Raw genomic sequence first — 20,110 nt, forward strand, 5'->3', positions numbered from 1 at the left:
ATATTAACCAAGGTTTCCAAGACGTAATACGTCACGAGCAATCATAACTTCTTCGTCAGTTGGAATTACGATAATTTTTACTGGAGAGTGTGGGAAGCTGATGAATGCTTCTTCGCCATGAATGTTGTTACGTTTTGGATCGAAGTATACTCCCATAAACTCAAGGCCTTCTAATACACGCTCACGAATTAGAGTACTGTTTTCTCCAATACCAGCTGTAAAGATGATTGCGTCTACACCTTTCATACGAGCTGCATAAGAACCGATATATTTATGAATACGCTCTACGAATACATCTAACGCTACTTCTGCACGGTGGTTTCCTTCTTTTTCTGCTTGTTCGATGTCACGTAAGTCACTAGAGAATCCAGAAAGGCCTAGCATACCACTTTTCTTGTTTAATACGTTCAGAACTTCTTCTACAGATTGTCCTGTTTTTTGCATGATGTATGGAATTAACGCAGGGTCAAGGTTACCAGAACGTGTACCCATTGTTACACCAGCAAGTGGAGTGAAGCCCATAGAAGTATCAATAGATTTTCCACCTTCTACAGCTGCAATACTTGCACCGTTACCTAAGTGGCAAGAAAGTAAACGTAAGCTTTCAAGTGGACGACCTAATAATTCAGCTGCACGCTGTGTTACATATTTATGAGAAGTTCCATGGAAACCGTATTTACGGATGCCGTATTTCTCATAGTATTCATATGGTAAGCTGTATAAGAAAGATTCTTCCGGCATTGTTTGATGGAATGCTGTATCGAATACTGCAACTGCTGGTACGTTCGGAAGTACTGCTTGGAACGCTTTAATACCAACAACGTGTGCTGGATTATGAAGTGGTGCTAATTCGCTTAAATTTTCAATTTCCGCTAATACTTCGTCAGTAATTAAAGCAGAATCATCAAATTTTTCACCGCCGTGTACAACGCGGTGACCGATACCGCTAATCTCATCAAGAGATTTTACGATTCCGTTTTCAGTTAATTTGTTAAGTAATATATTAACTGCTACTCCATGATCTGGTATACTTGTTACTTCTGTTTGTTTTTCACCGTTCACAGTAATTGTGAAGATACTATCTTCTAAACCGATACGTTCTACTAAACCTTTTGTTAGTACTGTTTCACTTGGCATTTCAAATAATTGGAATTTCAAGGAAGAGCTTCCTGCATTAATCGCGATGATTTTTGACATCTAGTCTTTCGCCCCTTTTTTCTCTTGGTAGTTGTGTGGATAAGACCACAAACCGCTCGATTTTATCTGATTAAATGTACCAAAGATGAAAACGTTTCATCCCCAGTAAATTTTATACTCACGAATTTAATTTAAACATCGTACGACATATATTTCAAGTGAAAAAATTGTAACACCAAGAAAAAATATATATTACAGATTTCAAAAAAATTCAGTTTTATCTTGTATATATTTAAAATTATTACGCACAATACAAAACTGTACTATATCTAAGAATAATTCTGTTACACACATTACGATTTATGAGTTGCAAACCAACTGTTCAATTGAGCCATCATATTCTCCATCGCTTTCATATTGGAAAATTTAGGTAATTCCACTAATAACGCTTGTTTTGGCATCACTACATTTGGACCTTTCTTTTGGAGAACAAATATACTTTTTGCATTTTTCTCGTTTTTAAACATGGAAACAGGAAGCTGTAATAATCCTTGAATATAGCTTGTTTCTTTAATAAAAGCATGTAGTTTTGGTGCTTGATCACTTTCAAAGATGAAGTTTGGTACTAAGAAGAATAAATAGCCACCTTCTTTTGTATGTTTTACACTTTGTTCAATAAAAAGATGGTGTGCATAAGACATTCCTTCATCTGCTTTTAAAGTATATTCACTTGCACCGATTTCGTTTGGATAAAACCCGATTGGTAAATCACAAACAACCACATCAACTGGATCAATATATAGCGGCGCTAACCCATCTTGATTAAAGAACTCAATTGCTTGCTTTTGTAAATTTGCATTCACTAAAGCAAGTCTAACGAGTAAGTCATCCACTTCTACACCAAATCCACTTATCGTTGTCCCTTCTTGAGCACCATTAAAGATTGTTGTCATTAAGTTTCCTGTTCCAATAGCAGGATCTAACACCGTGATTTCTTTTTGACCCTTCATAAATTTCTGGAACAAGTAGTTCATAAACATCCCAACTGCATCAGGCGTCATTTCATGATTGGCTTGTATGCCATCTTTCATTCCTTTTAAAATGGCAAGCTGAAATGCTTTGCGAAGTTCCTCGCTTTTATATTTTTCTTCATTAAACTTACTATATTCACGATTCAACCGTTCAATTGTTGATTCAGATAATCCCTCTTGCAGAACCGCTCCTTCAAACAGGTTATCCCCTGTTTCCACAAGCGCTTCTAAATATGTTACATCTAATTCTTTACGTAAAATTACGGTAGAAGAATCAAAAATAGAAAATAATGTTTCTACTGTCTGACTCACATACACTCCTCCTTCTGTCAATTACACATAACTTATATCATACCATAAAGTGAAACTTTAATCAGTGGGGAGGTTTCTTCATCCCCACTGATTATTAGCCCTCACCAATCGGGCATTTACGGGCAGTTTATCTCCCAACTAGCTTCTTTGTGTTACTGCACCTTAAAGTAGGAGATTTACTGCCCGTTAATGCGGGGTAATCTAATTTTTTCCCAAAAGAAAAAGCAGCCTCTATGTCATGAGACCGCTAAATTATATCGACGCTTTTTCAAATATATCGACAGTTCGACAATATACAACACGCCTGACAAGAAAAAACGACCTCTATAAGAGATCGTCTTCATTACTTCGCAGCTTTTGCTGCTTCTAATGCTGCTTCATAATTTGGATGGCTCGTACCTTCACTTACGTATTCTACGTAAACTACTTTGTCGTTGCTGTCTACTACGAATACTGCACGAGCAAGTAAACGAAGCTCTTTCATTACTACGCCGTAAGCTTCACCGAATGAAAGGTCACGGTGATCAGAAAGTGTTGCTACGTTTTCTAAGCCGTTTGCTGCACACCAGCGTTTTTGAGCGAATGGTAAGTCCACACTAATTGTTAGTACTTTTGCGTTCTCAATACCAGCTGCATCTTGGTTAAAACGACGAGTTTGTGCATCGCATACACCTGTATCGATAGATGGTACAACACTAATTAATTTCACTTCACCTTTGTATGTTTCTAAACTTACTGGAGATAAGTCATTTGCTAATACTTGGAAGTTTGGCGCTTGATCGCCAACTTTAACTTCTGTTCCAACTAAAGTGATTGGGTTACCTTTAAAAGTTACGTTTGCCACTTGAAAATCCTCCCTTATTTAAACAAAATATGTACACTGTAAATGATAGTTTGTCCCTATACAGAATGCAAACAAAATCGCTTTATTTACAAAAAAAATAAAGAAGCTAATCAATCGATTAGCTTCTTTTCGCTGTTAAATTTCAAATTCTGGTTCATCGCCTTTTCGCTTCTCCATCATTTCCTTCACTTTATCAACAGCTTGTGGTGCTAACTCAATGATCTTATCAATCACATGTGTCTGTTTATCTAAATGTAACACTTTTACGCCTTGTCCATTTATAACGAGAAAAGCGACAGGGTTAATTGAAACACCGCCACCACTCCCGCCTCCAAATGGATGACGACCAGAGCTCTCTACTTTTCCAAATTCGCTCCCACCAGCAGCAAACCCAAAACTTACTTTAGAAACTGTTAAAATGACGCTTCCGTCAGCTGCTTTAATTGGGTCGCCAATAATTGTATTTACATCAGTCATTTGTTTTAAATGCTGCATTGCAGTTGTCATTAAACCTTGAATTGGATGGTCCATTTTATCCCCCTATGCTTGTACAGATTTTTCTGTTATACCAGATCTTTGTTTTCTCATAAACAAAAGTAATTTCACTCCTGTTGTTACGGCACGATATATACGAAAGGAGGCTGTTAATTCACCTTTCGATGCAAATCCCTTCCCTTGAAACACAGGTGTAATCTCAAATTCCGGTATATCAATAACATGCGTATATTGTCCCAAGACCCCGGCTGCCATTCCTTTTATCCCCCATGCATATCCAGTGACAATTCCGGTACTAGCTGCATCACCCGTTCCAATTTGCGAATGCCATTTCCAGCTATTGATTTTCACTTTTTTAAGAAAATCTTTAATAATAGTATGGATCTCTTGAAGCTTTTTTATTAGTTCCCCGATGCTATCAAGCTGCGCCATGATTTTATTTTCCATACCGCCATCTTTCTCTGCCTTTTCGATTTTTTGTCCAGTCTTTTTTTGCTGTTTTTCAATTCTTTCCAGCACATCAAATGTATATCCAATCATCCATATTTTCACTTGAAATAAACATTGTTTCTCCATTTCTGAATATAAAAACGTCACTTTAAGCGATAGTTTCGACAATAGTATAAATAAAATGAGCAAGAGAAAAATGCCAATTCCAATTACAAGCCATTTCATACGTACCATCCTTTCACTCCATATCCATTATCGACAGGTTCAAACAGGATTAAACAACCCACAATAAAATTGAATATAGGAATTTTTCTAAAAATAAAGAGGGATTTTGACATTTTATATCGAAATATATTATTTGAGCATACCATCAGAATTTTTTCTAATGGAGCACAACGCTAAATTTGACTGCAATGGAGGGATACACAATGGCAGATCGTCGCAATTTATTTTTCTTTTATGGTGATGACAAAGCTACGCTTATCGAAAAAATGAAGCCAATATATCGTATTTTAGAGGACAATGGATTTACCATATTAGATCATCCAAAAAATGCAAACGCTATCGTCAGTGTTGGAGATGACGGCACCTTCTTACAAGCCGTTCGTAAAACAGGCTTCAGGGAAGATTGCTTATATGCAGGAGTTTCTACGAAAGATGAAATTTCTTTCTACTGTGATTTCCATATTGACCATGTCGATACAGCCCTTCAAGAAATTACACAAAATGAAATTGAAGTGCGAAAATATCCAACAATCCAAATAGATGTTGATCAAGATACATCTTTCCATTGTTTAAATGAGTTTTCTTTACGCTCTAGTATCATTAAAACATTTGTAGTGGATGTGCATGTTGATGATTTATATTTCGAGACATTTAGAGGAGACGGTCTAGTTATTTCTACACCGACAGGAAGTACAGCTTATAATAAGTCATTGCATGGTGCAGTTGTTGACCCATTAATTCCATGCTTCCAAATAAGCGAACTTGCTTCTTTAAATAACAACACATACCGTACACTTGGATCACCGTTCATCTTAAATCATGAACGAACATTAACATTAAAGCTTACTCCGGACGGTAATGATTATCCTGTTATGGGAATGGATAACGAAGCACTTAGCATCAAACAAGTTGAAAAAGCAGTTGTTCGCTTAAGTGATAAACAAATTAAAACAGTAAAACTAAAAAATAATTCGTTCTGGGAAAAAGTACAGAGAACATTTTTATAGAAAAAAGAGTGCTGAGGGGTTTCCCAGCACTCTTTTTTCATGATTTACATGTCGTTTTTTTGCAGAAACATTCATATCTTGTGTCGAAACACCAATATTATTTCTGATATACAATTCGACCATCTATTATAGTTACAGTAACTTGAATATCCTTTATTTCCTCTGCTTCAACTTCAAATATGTCACGGTCCATGATAGTAAAATCAGCTTCATATCCTTTAACAATTTTACCACGCTTATTTTCCTTACCAATCGCATAAGCACTTCCAGTCGTAAATAAGGAAACTGCTTCATATACCGTTAATCTCTCTTCAGGTATGTAACATGTTCCATCAATAAAACTTCGCCGCGTGACTGCACTATAGATTCCTAAAAACGGATTTACTTGTTCAATTGGCGCGTCTGATCCACCGCAACAATGTAATCCCACGCCGAGTAATGTTTTCCATGCATAGGCATACTGAAGACGATGCTCCCCTAACTTTTCAATGACTGAGGGAAAATCAGATGAGACAAATACTGGCTGAATATCAACGATCGCTTGTAAGTTCTTCATACGTTCAATTAAATCTTCACGAGCAAGCTGACAATGAATAATACGATCACGCAGTCCCTCTGCCGGAGGATATAACTCCAGTGCATCAATTACATATTCAAGGGATAAATCACCGATTGTATGAATCGCAACTGGCATCCGTAAATTACGTGCTTTCTTCACTAATCCCGCGAGCTCTTCACGAGAAAAAATAGCTACTCCATTTGTTTCCTTCGCATCTTCATATGGCTCGCTTAATAGTGCTGTTCGTCCGCCAAAAGAACCATCAGAAAAAATCTTCATCGCTCCAAATTCAATATAATGCTCATTTTCATATTCTTTTCGTTCATCTGCCACTTCATGATGAACGAGTAAATGTGCTTTAAAAGGCATTTCCTTTATTACGTGTAAAAATGCATTATACGTTTTTTGAAAACCACCGTAATAATTTAAGTCTTCTGTATGCCCACCTACTAATCCATATTTCCAGCAATCTTGAATGGCTGTTTGTAGCGCTCTTTGCAAATAAGCTTCATCAATTTCCGGCTGGACATGCTTAATTAATTCTTGCGCTTGTTCATACAACAGGCCTGTTAGTTCTCCGGATACTCCACGCCCAATCTTTCCACCTTTTGGGTCTGACGTTTCCGCTGTTATATTTGCTTTTTCGAGTATGTAAGAATTCACCCATGTCACATGACGACAAACACGCTTTAATAAAATGGGATGCTCCTTAGAAATGGCATCTAAATCACGAACGTGGACGCTTTTGGTATCTGTGAAATTATTTTCATTCCAGCCTTCGCCAATAATCCATGTACCTAATCTTGTTTCTTTCACTCGTTCAGCTACAAGCTCAATCATTTCCTTATAAGACGTACAAGCGGATAAGTCTAAACGGAGCAGTCGTTCTCCATGCCCAATAAGATGCATATGGCTATCAACAAGACCTGGCATCATCGTTCTTCCTTCTAAATTGTGTATCTTCTCAGGCTGATAACGACTCTCTAAGCCCTTTTTATCCCCTACACCTATAATCATCCCATCTTCTATATAAACAGCTTCTACTTTCTCATTCTCTTCCTTCATCGTGTAAATATTTCCGCCGTGCCAAATCTCTCCCATCTTCTCATCCCCTTTTCTTTTTAGTCTACGAAATTAAAACGTAGAAAAAAAGCACCACTTTACGTAACATGGTGCTTTTCCAAAAATTAATTATGATCAGCTGGAACTGTTGAAACTTGCCATTCTACATTAAATTTATCTTTTACTTGCCCATACGCCGGGCTCCAGAAAGTTTCTTGGATTGGCATGATTACTTGACCGCCATCTTGTAATTTCTCAAATACTTCTTTTGCTTTTTCTGCATCACTTATTCTAATAGCTACAGTTACTTGTGATCCAATTTGGTACGGTTGTCCTGGGAATGTATCAGAAATCATAAGGTCCGTATTACCGACTTTTAAATGTGCATGTAAAACGCGGTCTTTCACTTCATCTGGAACAGTGAATTCTGGATTTTCAGGCATTTCTCCAAAAGTCTGAATGACTTCAACTTTTGCATCCAATGCATGCTCATAAAACTTTACTGCTTCTTGTCCATTACCATCCAAAACTAAATACGGATTAATACCTAAAATCATAAAAGGCACCTCTTTTCCCAATTTTTTAGTAGTCATTTCACACCATAAACAGAACGTACGTTCCTATTAATAATATCATAATCTTACATGTACTTGCAACAATCTAATTTCATTTTTTCTTACTTTATCCCTAATCCCATTTCTTGTTTTCTAAGTTCGACGCGTCTAATTTTTCCGGAAATTGTTTTTGGTAGTTCGTCTATAAATTCAATTTTGCGAGGGTATTTATATGGTGCTGTTAATTCTTTAACATGTTCTTGAAGTAAAGGAATCAGTGTGTCTTCTTTTTCTTGTACATTTTCTCTTAAAACGATAAATGCCTTTACGACACTTCCGCGAATTTCATCTGGACTTGCCACAACAGCACACTCTCTTACATACGGATGTTTCACAAGTGCATCTTCAACTTCAAATGGTCCAATTGTATAGCCAGAGCTAATGATAATATCATCCCCGCGCCCCTCGAACCAAAAATAGCCTTCTTCGTCTTTTTTCGCTTTATCACCTGTAATATAATAATCACCACGGAATTGCATTGCTGTCCGCTCATCATCTTTATAATATTGTTTAAAAAGTGCTGGCGTTTCAATATGAACAGCAATATCACCGACTTCTCCTACAGATACAGGTTGTCCTTCTTCATTTACAATATCTACATGATTACCTGGCGTCGGTTTTCCCATTGATCCTGGCTTAATTTCCATTCCTTTCATAACGCCAACGAGCAACGTATTTTCTGTTTGTCCATACCCATCCCTGACTGTAACGTTAAAATGATTTTGAAATGTTTCTATTACCTCTCGGTTCAGTGGCTCTCCTGCAGATACAGCACTATGTAAAGTTGTTAAATTATATTGCTGTAAGTTCTCTACTTTTGCCATTAAACGATATTCTGTCGGCGTACAGCAAAGCACATTCACTTTATTATCATCTAATAATTGCAAATATGTTTTCGGTTCGAATTTACCGTGATATACAAATCCTGTTGCGCCTGAACCGAGTGTTGCTAAAAACGGGCTCCAAATCCATTTTTGCCATCCTGGACTTGCCGTTGCCCATACAACATCATTCTCCTCTATTCCAAGCCAATTCGGAGCGCTTGTACGCAAATGTGCATATGCCCAAGCGTGTGTATGTACAACGCCCTTTGGATTCCCTGTCGTCCCTGATGTATAGGATAAAAAGACCATATCTTCTCGGTCTGTCTTTGCGATTTCTAATTCATCACTTTCTGTTTCTAACGCATCTTTTAAATTAATCCAACCATCTACTGACTGCTCGCTCAGTACAAATTTTCGAAGGGACTCCATCATCTCTACATCTTCAAATTGTTCGATATACGGTTCATAACTGACAATTGCCTTTACTTCTCCATGCCGCAAACGATATTCAATATCTTTTTTCCGAAGCATTTCTGAACTTGGAATGACCACAAACCCTGCTTTAATTGCCGCAATGTACGTCATATACGCCTCAATTAAGCGTGGCATCATAATGAGAAGCTTATCCCCTTTTTGCAAACCACTCTTTATAAAAGCGTTTCCAATTTTATTCGCACCTTGTATTAATTCAAGGTATGTAACCTCTCGTCTATTCCCTTCGTCATCTTGCCAAATTAAAGCCAGCTTCTCTTTTTCATTTGTATATTTTTCTATCTCCGCAACTAAGTTATAAGACATTGGTGCTAACAATTCTTCTCTATTCATAATCTCATCCTCCTTTATCTATGCCTCCCTTATATAATAAAGAATTTTCAGTAAATTTTAAACCTACTTCTTTTGACAAATTTTTTAGTGATCTGTCGACATAAAAAAGAAGGAGCGAGAAACCCGCTCCTTCTAAGCCATCATATATGGAATTATTTATGGAAACCGCCTAATTGTTGTTCAGCTAGTGAAACTAGACGTTTTGTAATTTCGCCACCAACAGATCCGTTAGCGCGAGATGTTGAATCAGCTCCAAGTTGAACACCAAACTCTTGAGCGATTTCGTATTTCATTTGATCTAATGCTGCTTGAGCACCAGACACTGCTAATTTGTTTGTGCTTGCCATATGGTATCACCTCCTTGTGAGTATAGAGTGTGATAAACCATAGGACTTCATACATATCTAATGATGGTAATTTATGGTTTTAGAAAAGATCTTCAAATTGTTCTTCTTCACTCACTTCTACTGTTTGTAATACCATCTTTTCTGTATTAGCAACAGCTTCTTCAATAAGTGGTGTAAAGTCATATTTTGATTCAAAGCGATTTGCTTTTTCACGCTTCGGTTTTGTCGATGGACTTGCTGGTGTGAATACTGTACAGCAGTCTTCATACGGACGAATCGAAATATCATATGTTCCAATTGCATTTGCAACTTTAATAATTTCTAGTTTATCCATCGTAATAAGCGGGCGAATTACTGGATAGTTTGTAACCTCATTAATCGTATGCATACTATCTAACGTTTGGCTCGCTACTTGTCCAAGACTTTCACCCGTTGTTATCGCAAGTGCATTACGCTCCTCTGCAATACGTTCTGTAATACGCATCATCATACGGCGCATAACTGTCATAGAATAACTAGATGGAATTTCCTTATTAATTGTTTTTTGCACTTCAGTAAACGGAACAAGGTGAAGCGTCACACGTTTACAATACTTTGTTAACTCTTGTGCTAAATCAATTACTTTTTGCTTCGCACGCTCACTTGTGAATGGCGGACTATGGAAGTGAACTGCCTCCACTGATACACCGCGCTTCATTGTTAAGAAAGCAGCTACTGGGCTATCGATCCCACCAGAAAGAAGTACCATTACTTTTCCGCCAACGCCAACTGGTAATCCGCCAGCTCCCATGCGCTCATCACACATAATATAGCTATAACCGCTGCGAATTTCTACACGAACATTTACATCTGGATTATGAACATCTACTGTAATGTCTTCTGTATTATCTAAAATATAGCCGCCAATCTCCGGAAGCAACTCCATCGTCTGCATCGGGAAGTGTTTATAAGAACGGTGTACTGTAATTTTAAATGTTTTAACATCGCCTTTTACTTGTAAGAAAGCAGCAAGCGCTCCTTTTTTAATGTCTTCTAATTCTGACGGTACTTTCATTGCTAAGTTAAACTTATGAATACCAAATACATCTTTCAATCTCTCTGCAATCGCCTCATGATCTTCACCATTTAACTGAATGTACATGCGGTCGTGTGTTGCATCGATTTTGATATTTGGGAATTTCTTCAATTTAAATTTAACGTTATCTTTTAACGTGTTTACAAACTTAGAACGGTTTTTACCTTTTGTCGTCATTTCTCCATAACGAACTAAAATATATTCATATGTCATCATATTTCTTTACCTCATCACTTCATATAATTTTGGCAATGTTTCTTTTATAATTTCTTCAAATTGTGTTACTTCTTCCATCGTATTTTCAGGTGCTAAACTAATGCGAATCGCACTCGCTGCTGCAGCATGCGGTATTCCCATTGATACTAACACACGACTCACTTCATTTGCTTTTGAGGAACAAGCTGATTTGGTTGATATATATACGTCACGTTCTTCTAGAGCATGAACCACTACTTCTGGTTTCAACCCAACGAATGATACACTTAAAATATGCGGCGCAGCATACGCAAGCGATGTATTAATTGTTACATCTTCCATTCCCTCTAAGAAACGTACGAGTTCTGCTTGCAATTTCTGTAAGTGGTCACTCTTTTCTCTCATATGTTCCATTGTCATACGTAGTGCCTTTACCATTGCGACAATACCAGGTAGGTTCTCTGTACCCGAGCGATAACGCAGCTCCTGCTGACCACCTGATAAAATCGGATCTAATCTTACACCATCGCGTACATATAAAAGTCCTGTTCCCTTTACGCTATGAAATTTATGTCCAGATATCGAACAAAGATCAATATGAGAAGCATATAAATCAAGTGGTACTTTTCCAATTCCTTGTACATGATCCACATGGAATCTTATTTTTGGATAGTTCGCTAGCAATTCACCAACTTCAGAAACAGGTTGAATCGCCCCTGTTTCATTATTCACATGGATCATTGAAACAAGGATTGTATCTTCACGAAGCGCTCGTTTTACATTTTCTACTGATACAATACCATGTTCGTTTACAGGTAAATAGGTAACATCAAAGCCGAGCCCTTCTAATTGTTTATATGCTTCAAACACAGACGCGTGTTCAATATTTGTTGTAATAATATGCTTACCACGAGAGCGATTCTTCATCGCTATTCCTTTAATCGCAAGGTTATTCCCTTCCGTTCCACCCGATGTGAAAATAATCTCGGAAGGCTTAACATGAAGAAGCCCTGCTGCAATCGTTCTCGATTGTGTTAATAAACGCTCCGCTTCTCCCCCGAGCGAATGAATAGAAGAAGGATTCCCAAAATATTTTCCTGCAACCGTTACGTAAGATTGAAGGACTTCTGGATATGGTTTCGTCGTCGCACTATTATCAAAATAGATCATCGTTCTTCCCCTTTCAGCGCTATCACATCATATAATCATATCACAAATACGTGTAATTACGCTAAACATACTCAAAGGTTCCATTTTTCAATATAGAAGTATACTTCTATATTTTGAAACGAAAAACACTGTTGTATTCCGCTATTCATTATAGCAATATCGCTCTAGAATTTACACAGATCCAGTGCAAAAAAAACAAACCCCTTTTTCATCAAGGGGTTTGTTCATTATCAACAAATTCAGCAATTTTTTGTACAACACCAGGTTCAAGTTGTTCCAAAACAGAAGCTGCTTGTTCTAAAGCTGCATCATATTCATATTCGCGGAACAATCTCTCTGCATTCTCTAAGCTTTGCGCCAAATCCACATCATGACTACGGTAGCGATTACCATATTGGATTAGCTTTTCTACTAAGTACGCTTGTCCAATTAACTCCTGCGTCTTTTCATATACACCGTTTACCATTGTATATGTTTCTTCTAACATACTATTTACAACATTCATATTTAGTGGTTTTAATTCTAACTGTTCATATACACCTTGCATTGCCTCTTGTCCTCTTTGTAAATCTTCCATAATGCTTTCTGGAAGACCTGGTAAGTTAGACTTTTGCATAAAGCGTTTAGCTTCTATGATCATATTACGCATTTCATTTAATTTCTCACGCGCTTCAAATTCTTCTTTACGCATCATTTGCAACATATCTTTATACTCTACATGAAGTACCTTCAATGTTTCACATTGCTCATAAATCTCTTCCAGTTCTTCACGAATAACAGAGAATGCAATATCTTGCTCTGCAACACGTAATTGCAATACTTCAAAGCGTTTCATTAAAATATGCATTTGTTTTTCAATCAACTTTTGTGATTCAATGTCTTTGTCTTGCAGCTGATAGCTTTGTTTCACAAATTGCGTTTCGGATTTTGTCTCAATTGCTTTTTCATGAATTCCCTCTAAATCTTCGTAAATACTAACTGACTTTTTCTCTACATAATGCTTCGCATGTACTTCTTGTTCTAATTGATCATACAACATATCCAAACGCTTTTTTAAGCCTTCTATTTTCTCGTTTACTTCTGTTATATGAAGCTCTTCTAAATCAATCAGACATGTTTGTAGTTGTTTGTTCATATCCCGTACTTCTTTAGGGATTTCTAAATGATTTAATACATACCCTTGTTTTTTCATATCATCATGACCTTGTAATAAATCATCCAATTGTACCAGTAATGTTGCTTGACACTCCACTAATAAATCAGGAATTTCATGAACGATAATTTCTAAGTTCGCCAATCCATCTTCCAAACTTTTTACAATATCACGTGCCTTTAAATAATCACCGTTTGCCGTTGTCTCGTCAAACTCTTGAAACTTCGCTGATTCTATATCAAGTAACTCTTCAATTTTCTGTTCGGATTGTCCAAACATATGACGATGAGCCAATACATTCTTTTTCATACTACGATATGTATCACGTAAACCTTCAATTTCCGAACTATTTTTCTCATAGCTCTCTAATAATTGCTGTAGCTCATTTAAAATCTCCGTAATGCGGTTATCCGCTTCATCTAAATCACGAATGGATTCACTCATCAAACGCTTTGCTTTTCGGAAGGAAAATTGTGAGGCTGACTTTTGGGCATTTTCTAATGTTTTATCAGCTTTTGGCAGAAGGTTTGCAACAATTTCATCCCATTCTTCACGCCACTTTCCAAACAGTTCCTCTGTTTGTCCAGTCATATTTAAATCCTTAACCCGTTTCAATTCATCTGCAACAGGTTTATCTTTGACTTCTTGTTTCCACTGCTCAAGTGCTTCAATATCTTTATATAAACGATTTCTTATCACGAGCTCTATCATGAGCAGCACTAGAATAGAGCTTACTACGATGATAACGATCGTCAGAATAGAATCCATGTAAAATAGCCTCCTATTATATCTCTTTTTTTGTCCGTTCCGTTTATGAAATGGAAGGCATTATGTATAAAAAGGGAAATCCCCTATATTTAACAACTAACAATGTACTAATCATACCATGTAATGACGTGTTTTTGACCTAGTTTTTTTTAAAATTTCTTGTTTCTTTTGTTGCGTTTGTAATATTCCTTCTAAAAATTTCTCGATTTTCTTTTTCCATACTCCGCTGCATTTATAAACATTTACTGGAAAGACTGTAATAAAGATACACCTTCTCTATGGGATATAAAATAAACCACTCTCGTTAACGTTGGCTCCACATGTATAATACGAATCCCATCTTGCACTGCCTGCTCCACTGCAATTTTTGGCAACAACGTAATACCCAGGCCAGCCCGAACCATCGCAAGCATCGGCTCAGCGTAGGATGTTTCTACGGCGATAGTAGGCGTAACACCTATCCCTTTGAACATTGTCATAATCATTTTTCTAATATCGCAAATTTCCGGATAAATAATAAGTTTTTCATGCTGCAAATCTTTTATTTGAATCGTATGTTCATCTTTATAGGCATGTTCATCCGAAACAACACAAACAATATTTTCTCTTCTTACTTCTTTTACAAGCTTTGCTCCTTCCACGATTGAATCAACTAACATTGCGTCAATCTTTCGCTCCCGAAATAATTCCATTAGCACTTTCGTATGTTCAATTTGCCATTCTACTTCATATATTTGTTCTAATGTACCTCTGCATTTTGATATGTAATGAGCAGCTAAACTCGGCAATACCCCAATTGAAATCTTTTTCTTCTCTTGATACTCTTTCAACTCTCCTTTCACATCATTTATTTGTTCTATAATTGGCTCAATCCGTTTTATAAATAGCTCCCCAGCCTCTGTTAATTCCACTCCTTGTGCAGACCGTTTTAATAACTTGACTCCTAAGTCCGCCTCTAATCTTTGAATTTGTTTACTGAGGGCTGGCTGCGAAATATGCAGAAGTTTACTCGCTTTCGATAAACTTCTTGTATGTTTCACCTCAATAAACGATTGTACTGCTTCAAAATCCATATGATACACACCTCTAACCAAAAGTTATAACCGCTATAAAAAATCAATATTTCCTATCCATAGAAAGCGAGCGCTATACTCATCTCATGCTTATTTTTATGAACTTACTATAATATCGGAATAAAAAGGAGAAAGATACTCGTGAGTAAAAAACAAATGCTACTTGGGTCCCTTTTATGCTTACTTGCCGTAACAGCTTGGGGATTTATGTTTCCTGTTATGGCCAGCGCTCTGCAGTTTATAGATCCATTCTTTTTCACAACAATCCGCTATGGATCAGCAGCTATTATTTTTACTGTTCTTCTCTTCATGATTGAAGGAAAAGTCGCTTTTCACTTAGAAAAACAAGCTCTCCATTTGTTATTTTATGGTACAGTCGGTTTTGCCGGATACGGATTTCTTGTTTTCTATGGACAGCAATTAGCAGGACCTTCAGGGGCTATTCATGCAGCCATGATTCAATCTCTTATGCCGCTGCTTGCTTTACTATTACAATGGATCTTAAAAAATAAAAAACCACAAAACTATACATTTCTTTGTATGCTTTGTGCACTTATCGGTGTTATGCTTGTCATTTCAAAAGGTAATATTCACCTATTATTTGGAGCCGCTAGTCATGTCTCCACAAATCTATTTATGTTATGCGGCGTGATGTGTTGGATCATTTATACAAATGGTGGTTCCCGTTTTCAAAATTGGTCACCGCTTCGATATACAGCACTTACTTGCTTATTCGGATCCATTTCACTCGTCCTTATTGTGGCTTTGCTAACGTATACAAACTTGATTTCTGTACCGCCTCTCCATACAATCGTCACAGTTCGCTTTGAGCTATTTTATATGTCGATTATCGCAGGAGTTATCGCCGTCTTTTGTTGGAATATGGGCAATCGATATATTTCATCCATTAACGGTATTTTATTTATGAATTTAGTTCCTGTACTGGCACTTATCGGATCGATTTTTCGAGGCTATAAAATTGAAGTAATTGGAGCGATGATTACCATTATCGCTTTACTATGCAACAACTTATGGCAACGAAAGCAAGAGCGTATCCAAGAAGAAATCACTTCTTGAAAAACACGCCAAAAAATATCCCCACCTAAAATATGGCGGGGGTATTTTACATATGGACTGCTCTCGGTAAAGGATAATACATATGCGTTAAACATAATATTTGTTCCATCCATTGCTCTACTTCTTTCGTATACATTTCCAAAAAGAATGTTTCTGATGGAAACGAATGCAGTACCTCCGATATATATTGTGGATATAAATACGGCATGTTTATCATGCCCTTTAATTGCGTCATAAACATTGTAAAAGACACCTTTTGAAACTCTTGCTGCACTTGCCCCTGCTTAATGATTTGCTCTATATAATATCTTTCTTTAGAAAAATAAACAGTCATCACTTCCCGGATCAACGTTGTATCAATTGAAAGCTCTCGGTAAAAAAACCGAGTAAGTTCCCTATGCTCAAACTGATAGCGTAAAATTCCTCGTACAATTTGATTCATCACTTCTTTAGCTGGCAAATACTCTCTTTGTTCAAATGACCTTTCAATTACCCCGACATATCCTTCTAAAAAATCAGTTATAAGCTGTTCTAATAAACCTTGCTTTCCAGCAAAATAATATGAAATATTAGCCACATTCACATCCGCCCGCTTTGCAATATCTCGCACCGATGTTCCATCGTACCCTTTCGTATAAAACAATGAAATTGCCGCATCAATTACCTTTTGTTTCGTCTGCTTCATGCGCTCACTTCCTCTCACCCTGAACAGCTATAATGTAAATTTCTTGACTTTTAAGACAAATTCCTTTAATTTTCTATCGACAAAGTCATATGAAATACAGCGTATTTTGCTATGATTTTACATTTCTCGATAGAAAGGGTGCCGTTTCCATGTTTACAAAAGAAAGTTATGCAGGATCACGTGAGCAGCAATATGAAACAGTAATCAAACAACTTAATGCATTGTTAACGGGTGAATCAAATGTGGTTGCAAATTTAGCAAATGCTTCTGCTCTTTTAAACCAATTTTTAGAGCGTATTAACTGGGTTGGCTTTTATGTGACAGAAGGAAATCAACTTGTACTCGGGCCATTTCAAGGAATGCCTGCGTGCGTTCGTATTCCATTTGGACGCGGTGTTTGCGGCGTAGCAGCTGAAACAAAAACAACACAACTTGTTGCAGATGTTCATCAATTTCCAGGGCATATCGCTTGTGACAGCGCTTCTAATTCCGAAATTGTTGTACCGATTATAAAAGAAGGCACCGTCATCGGTGTACTCGATATTGATAGTCCTGAAAAAAATCGTTTCGATGAAGTGGATCAGCACTACTTAGAGAAGTTTGTGGAAACGCTCCTAAAACATATGTAAAAGATGCGAGCCATCTATTTAGTAAATCGATGGCTCATTTTTTTCATTCCCCATTCACATGAGAAAATGCATTCGATTGCTTCTGGAACGCGTACGCTAAATCCGAGACAATATCCTCCCATGATTCTAATCCAACAGATAAGCGTATTAAATTATCAGAAATGCCCATTTCATGGCGTACTGTCGCTGGAATGACAGCGTGCGTCATCGTTGCTGGATGTTGCACTAACGTCTCTGTGTCACCAAGACTCACCGCAATTGTAATAAATTGCAATTCATTCATGAATGCCTGTGCTTCTTCTTTTCCACCTTTAATCGTAAATGAAATCACACCGCCTCCGCGCTTCATTTGAGACAATGCTATTTCTCCTTCTGGATACCAAACTGCCTCAACACTTTCGTGATTTTTCAAAAAGGCCACGACTTTTTCCGCATTATCACAGTGCCGGTCCATTCGTACAGCTAACGTCTTTAAACCACGCAGCAAAAGCCATGCATCAAAAGGCGCAATAATTCCGCCAATATCTTTTCGAATCGGCCGAATTTGTTCAGTTAGCTCCTTCGTTTTACAAACCGTCACACCAGCAACAACATCACCGTGACCGCCAATATATTTTGTAGCACTATGAAGAACAACATCACAGCCGAGAGTAAGAGGCGTTTGTAAATAAGGCGAGCAAAATGTATTATCGACAATGACAAGCAGTTCATTTTGTTTTGCCACTTTAATAACCTTTTCTAAATCGATGAGCTTCATTGTCGGATTAATGGGCGTTTCAACAAATATCAACTTTGTATTTGGACGCATACTTGCCTGAATCTCTTCTTCTGTTTCCATATCACATAATGAATGTGTAATCATAAACTTTTCTTCTAACACTTCTAAAAAACCGTACGTACATCCATACAAACCGTTTGAACAAATGATATGATCTCCAGCACGTAAAAATGCGAGAAGTGTCGCCGAAATTGCGGCCATTCCAGAACCGAACGCTAACGCCGATTCTCCTCCTTCTAAAACAGCCATACGCTCCTCAAACAATTCCACAGTCGGATTTCCAAGTCTTGAATAAATGTAAGATGGGTCCTGCCCAGCGAAACTTGCTTCTCCTTGCTGCGCTGTTTCAAATGTATACGTTGAAGTTTGAAATAGCGGTGGCGTTAAACTCCCTTTATGCATCTTGGAATCATACCCGTGATGAATCAGCGCTGTTTCTATCTGTTTCTTTTTCATACAAACATCCCCCTTATGTTTCTATTTTATGTAAGCGTTTTCTATCTGTTGCTATCCTTTCTTTCATGTTGTTTTAAATTCCTTCTTGTAATTTCCAAACTTTACATGTATAAAACAAAATACGAACTCACTTGACGAAATAAGATTCAAAAGATATAATAGCGTTTGTGTAAAATAAAAAGGCAGCCTTGTGATGTGAGTTTATCGTTTGTATTTTGTTCCTCACGTTTGAGGTGTATCTCGTAACTCCCTGCTGCTGGAGCGAAGGTACATGAAAACAAAATGCGCATAAATGTCGATTACGTCTGTTTTTATTTTACGAAAATAAAAACACTTAAAGGAGGAGTCAACTATGGCTCGTTATACAGGTCCAGCTTGGAAACTGTCTCGTCGTCTTGGAATCTCTCTAAGCGGCACAGGTAAAGAATTAGAAAAACGCCCTTACGCACCAGGTCCTCACGGTCCTAACCAACGTAAGAAACTTTCAGAATACGGTTTACAATTACAAGAGAAACAAAAACTTCGTCACATGTACGGCATGACTGAGCGTCAATTCCGTCGCACATTTGACCAAGCAGGTAAAATGCCAGGTAAACACGGCGAAAACTTCATGATCCTTCTTGAAGCTCGTCTTGACAACCTAGTTTACCGCATGGGCTTAGCTCGCACTCGTCGTGCAGCTCGCCAATTAGTAAACCACGGTCACATCATGGTTGATGGTGCTCGCGTAGACATCCCATCTTACCGTGTAAAACCTGGTCAAACTATCAGCGTTCGCGAAAAATCTAACAACCTTGTTGTTGTTAAAGAAGCGATCGAAGTTAACAACTTCGTACCAGAATACTTAACTTTCGATGCTGATAAATTAGAAGCTACTTTCACTCGCTTACCAGAGCGCGCTGAATTAGCTGCTGAAATCAACGAAGCGTTAATCGTAGAGTTCTACTCTCGTTAATGACGAAAAGCCGATCCTTTGGATCGGCTTTTTTCGTTCTTATAGCACTTATTAAAAAAGGATGATAACGAAAGCGAACGCTATCTTTATCATCCTTTTTTAACTTACTCTTATATATAAAATAAAGTTTATTTATCCTCTTGTTTCTCCACATACACATAAGCATCTTTAGGATTTTTATGTACATCACTTTGTGTATTCTCCGCAAGCTGACCAGCATTTAGCAAAGAAAAGATGATGAGCGCTTCTAGTGACATTTTCTTTTACCACTCCTTTCTTTTATCTTATACATATATCATACTCCTCACTTGTGATTTCCGTATGAACATAGAAAGAAGATTAAAACAAAAGGGCTTTGAGGAGT

At 37.4% G+C, this 20,110-nt stretch carries 20 protein-coding genes; 4 read left to right on the top strand and 16 right to left on the bottom strand.

Annotation, left to right across the window (positions count from 1 at the left end):
* Window positions 1-3: 3 nt before the first annotated feature.
* From ORL93_RS14525 to ORL93_RS14545, 5 genes are all read right to left on the bottom strand, one after another.
* Window positions 4-1,197: an acetate kinase gene (locus ORL93_RS14525; protein WP_018764497.1), complete on the bottom strand. Its 1,194-nt coding sequence runs from the start codon at window positions 1,195-1,197 to the stop codon at window positions 4-6.
* 293 nt (window positions 1,198-1,490) lie between these two features.
* Window positions 1,491-2,480: a class I SAM-dependent methyltransferase gene (locus ORL93_RS14530; protein WP_018781599.1), complete on the bottom strand. Its 990-nt coding sequence runs from the start codon at window positions 2,478-2,480 to the stop codon at window positions 1,491-1,493.
* A 343-nt stretch (window positions 2,481-2,823) separates the two neighbouring features.
* Complete coding sequence (gene tpx, locus ORL93_RS14535; protein ID WP_003201032.1) at window positions 2,824-3,324, bottom strand: thiol peroxidase; 501 nt, start codon at window positions 3,322-3,324, stop codon at window positions 2,824-2,826.
* Between the two features lie 135 nt (window positions 3,325-3,459).
* Entirely contained in the window at window positions 3,460-3,855 is a 396-nt protein-coding gene (gene ytfJ, locus ORL93_RS14540) for a GerW family sporulation protein (protein ID WP_006096135.1), read from the bottom strand.
* Window positions 3,856-3,864: 9 nt separating this feature from the next.
* Window positions 3,865-4,503 carry a DUF2953 domain-containing protein gene (locus ORL93_RS14545; RefSeq protein ID WP_097795323.1) on the bottom strand — a complete coding sequence of 213 codons (639 nt, stop codon included), beginning with the start codon at window positions 4,501-4,503 and terminating at the stop codon, window positions 3,865-3,867.
* 194 nt (window positions 4,504-4,697) lie between these two features.
* Here ORL93_RS14545 and ORL93_RS14550 point away from each other — a divergent pair, with 194 nt between their 5' ends.
* Window positions 4,698-5,501: an NAD kinase gene (locus ORL93_RS14550; protein ID WP_018764500.1), complete on the top strand. Its 804-nt coding sequence runs from the start codon at window positions 4,698-4,700 to the stop codon at window positions 5,499-5,501.
* A gap of 97 nt (window positions 5,502-5,598) precedes the next feature.
* Here the strand turns inward: ORL93_RS14550 and ORL93_RS14555 are convergent, their stop codons facing one another.
* The 8 genes from ORL93_RS14555 to ORL93_RS14590 all read right to left on the bottom strand — a co-directional run bounded on the left by ORL93_RS14555 (window position 5,599) and on the right by ORL93_RS14590 (window position 15,166).
* Complete coding sequence (locus ORL93_RS14555) at window positions 5,599-7,161, bottom strand: amidohydrolase (protein ID WP_265959156.1); 1,563 nt, start codon at window positions 7,159-7,161, stop codon at window positions 5,599-5,601.
* An 86-nt stretch (window positions 7,162-7,247) separates the two neighbouring features.
* A complete protein-coding gene (locus tag ORL93_RS14560; RefSeq protein WP_018781595.1) occupies window positions 7,248-7,679 on the bottom strand; it encodes a VOC family protein in 432 nt (143 codons plus the stop codon).
* A 119-nt stretch (window positions 7,680-7,798) separates the two neighbouring features.
* Window positions 7,799-9,385 carry an acyl-CoA synthetase MbcS gene (mbcS, locus tag ORL93_RS14565; protein WP_265959157.1) on the bottom strand — a complete coding sequence of 529 codons (1,587 nt, stop codon included), beginning with the start codon at window positions 9,383-9,385 and terminating at the stop codon, window positions 7,799-7,801.
* 152 nt (window positions 9,386-9,537) lie between these two features.
* Window positions 9,538-9,732, bottom strand: a complete 195-nt coding sequence (locus ORL93_RS14570) for an alpha/beta-type small acid-soluble spore protein (protein WP_000168892.1) — start codon at window positions 9,730-9,732, stop codon at window positions 9,538-9,540.
* Between the two features lie 79 nt (window positions 9,733-9,811).
* Window positions 9,812-11,023 carry a tRNA uracil 4-sulfurtransferase ThiI gene (thiI, locus tag ORL93_RS14575; RefSeq protein WP_006096130.1) on the bottom strand — a complete coding sequence of 404 codons (1,212 nt, stop codon included), beginning with the start codon at window positions 11,021-11,023 and terminating at the stop codon, window positions 9,812-9,814.
* Between the two features lie 6 nt (window positions 11,024-11,029).
* Window positions 11,030-12,172, bottom strand: coding sequence for a cysteine desulfurase family protein (locus ORL93_RS14580; RefSeq protein WP_265959158.1), 1,143 nt, complete (start codon window positions 12,170-12,172; stop codon window positions 11,030-11,032).
* 211 nt (window positions 12,173-12,383) lie between these two features.
* Window positions 12,384-14,093, bottom strand: coding sequence for a septation ring formation regulator EzrA (ezrA, locus tag ORL93_RS14585; protein ID WP_098715962.1), 1,710 nt, complete (start codon window positions 14,091-14,093; stop codon window positions 12,384-12,386).
* A 242-nt stretch (window positions 14,094-14,335) separates the two neighbouring features.
* On the bottom strand, window positions 14,336-15,166 hold the full coding sequence (locus tag ORL93_RS14590) for a LysR family transcriptional regulator (protein ID WP_003201160.1): 831 nt from the start codon (window positions 15,164-15,166) through the stop codon (window positions 14,336-14,338).
* A 141-nt stretch (window positions 15,167-15,307) separates the two neighbouring features.
* On the opposite strand from ORL93_RS14590, the gene ORL93_RS14595 reads away from it, so the two are divergent.
* A complete protein-coding gene (locus ORL93_RS14595) occupies window positions 15,308-16,243 on the top strand; it encodes a DMT family transporter (protein WP_265959159.1) in 936 nt (311 codons plus the stop codon).
* A 46-nt stretch (window positions 16,244-16,289) separates the two neighbouring features.
* Here the strand turns inward: ORL93_RS14595 and refZ are convergent, their stop codons facing one another.
* Complete coding sequence (gene refZ / locus ORL93_RS14600) at window positions 16,290-16,928, bottom strand: forespore capture DNA-binding protein RefZ (protein ID WP_018781589.1); 639 nt, start codon at window positions 16,926-16,928, stop codon at window positions 16,290-16,292.
* 149 nt (window positions 16,929-17,077) lie between these two features.
* On the opposite strand from refZ, the gene ORL93_RS14605 reads away from it, so the two are divergent.
* Window positions 17,078-17,557, top strand: coding sequence for a GAF domain-containing protein (locus ORL93_RS14605; protein WP_018781588.1), 480 nt, complete (start codon window positions 17,078-17,080; stop codon window positions 17,555-17,557).
* Between the two features lie 43 nt (window positions 17,558-17,600).
* On the opposite strand, the gene megL is transcribed toward ORL93_RS14605, so the two are convergent.
* Window positions 17,601-18,791, bottom strand: coding sequence for a methionine gamma-lyase (gene megL / locus ORL93_RS14610; protein ID WP_097795319.1), 1,191 nt, complete (start codon window positions 18,789-18,791; stop codon window positions 17,601-17,603).
* A 352-nt stretch (window positions 18,792-19,143) separates the two neighbouring features.
* Between megL and rpsD the strand changes: the two genes are divergently transcribed.
* On the top strand, window positions 19,144-19,746 hold the full coding sequence (rpsD, locus tag ORL93_RS14615; protein WP_003201150.1) for a 30S ribosomal protein S4: 603 nt from the start codon (window positions 19,144-19,146) through the stop codon (window positions 19,744-19,746).
* Between the two features lie 128 nt (window positions 19,747-19,874).
* Here the strand turns inward: rpsD and ORL93_RS14620 are convergent, their stop codons facing one another.
* Window positions 19,875-20,003 carry a hypothetical protein gene (locus ORL93_RS14620; protein WP_003201148.1) on the bottom strand — a complete coding sequence of 43 codons (129 nt, stop codon included), beginning with the start codon at window positions 20,001-20,003 and terminating at the stop codon, window positions 19,875-19,877.
* Window positions 20,004-20,110 lie beyond the last annotated feature (107 nt).

It is taken from the genome of Bacillus sp. DHT2 (genome assembly GCF_026241455.1).
Lineage (GTDB): Bacteria > Bacillota > Bacilli > Bacillales > Bacillaceae_G > Bacillus_A > Bacillus_A pseudomycoides.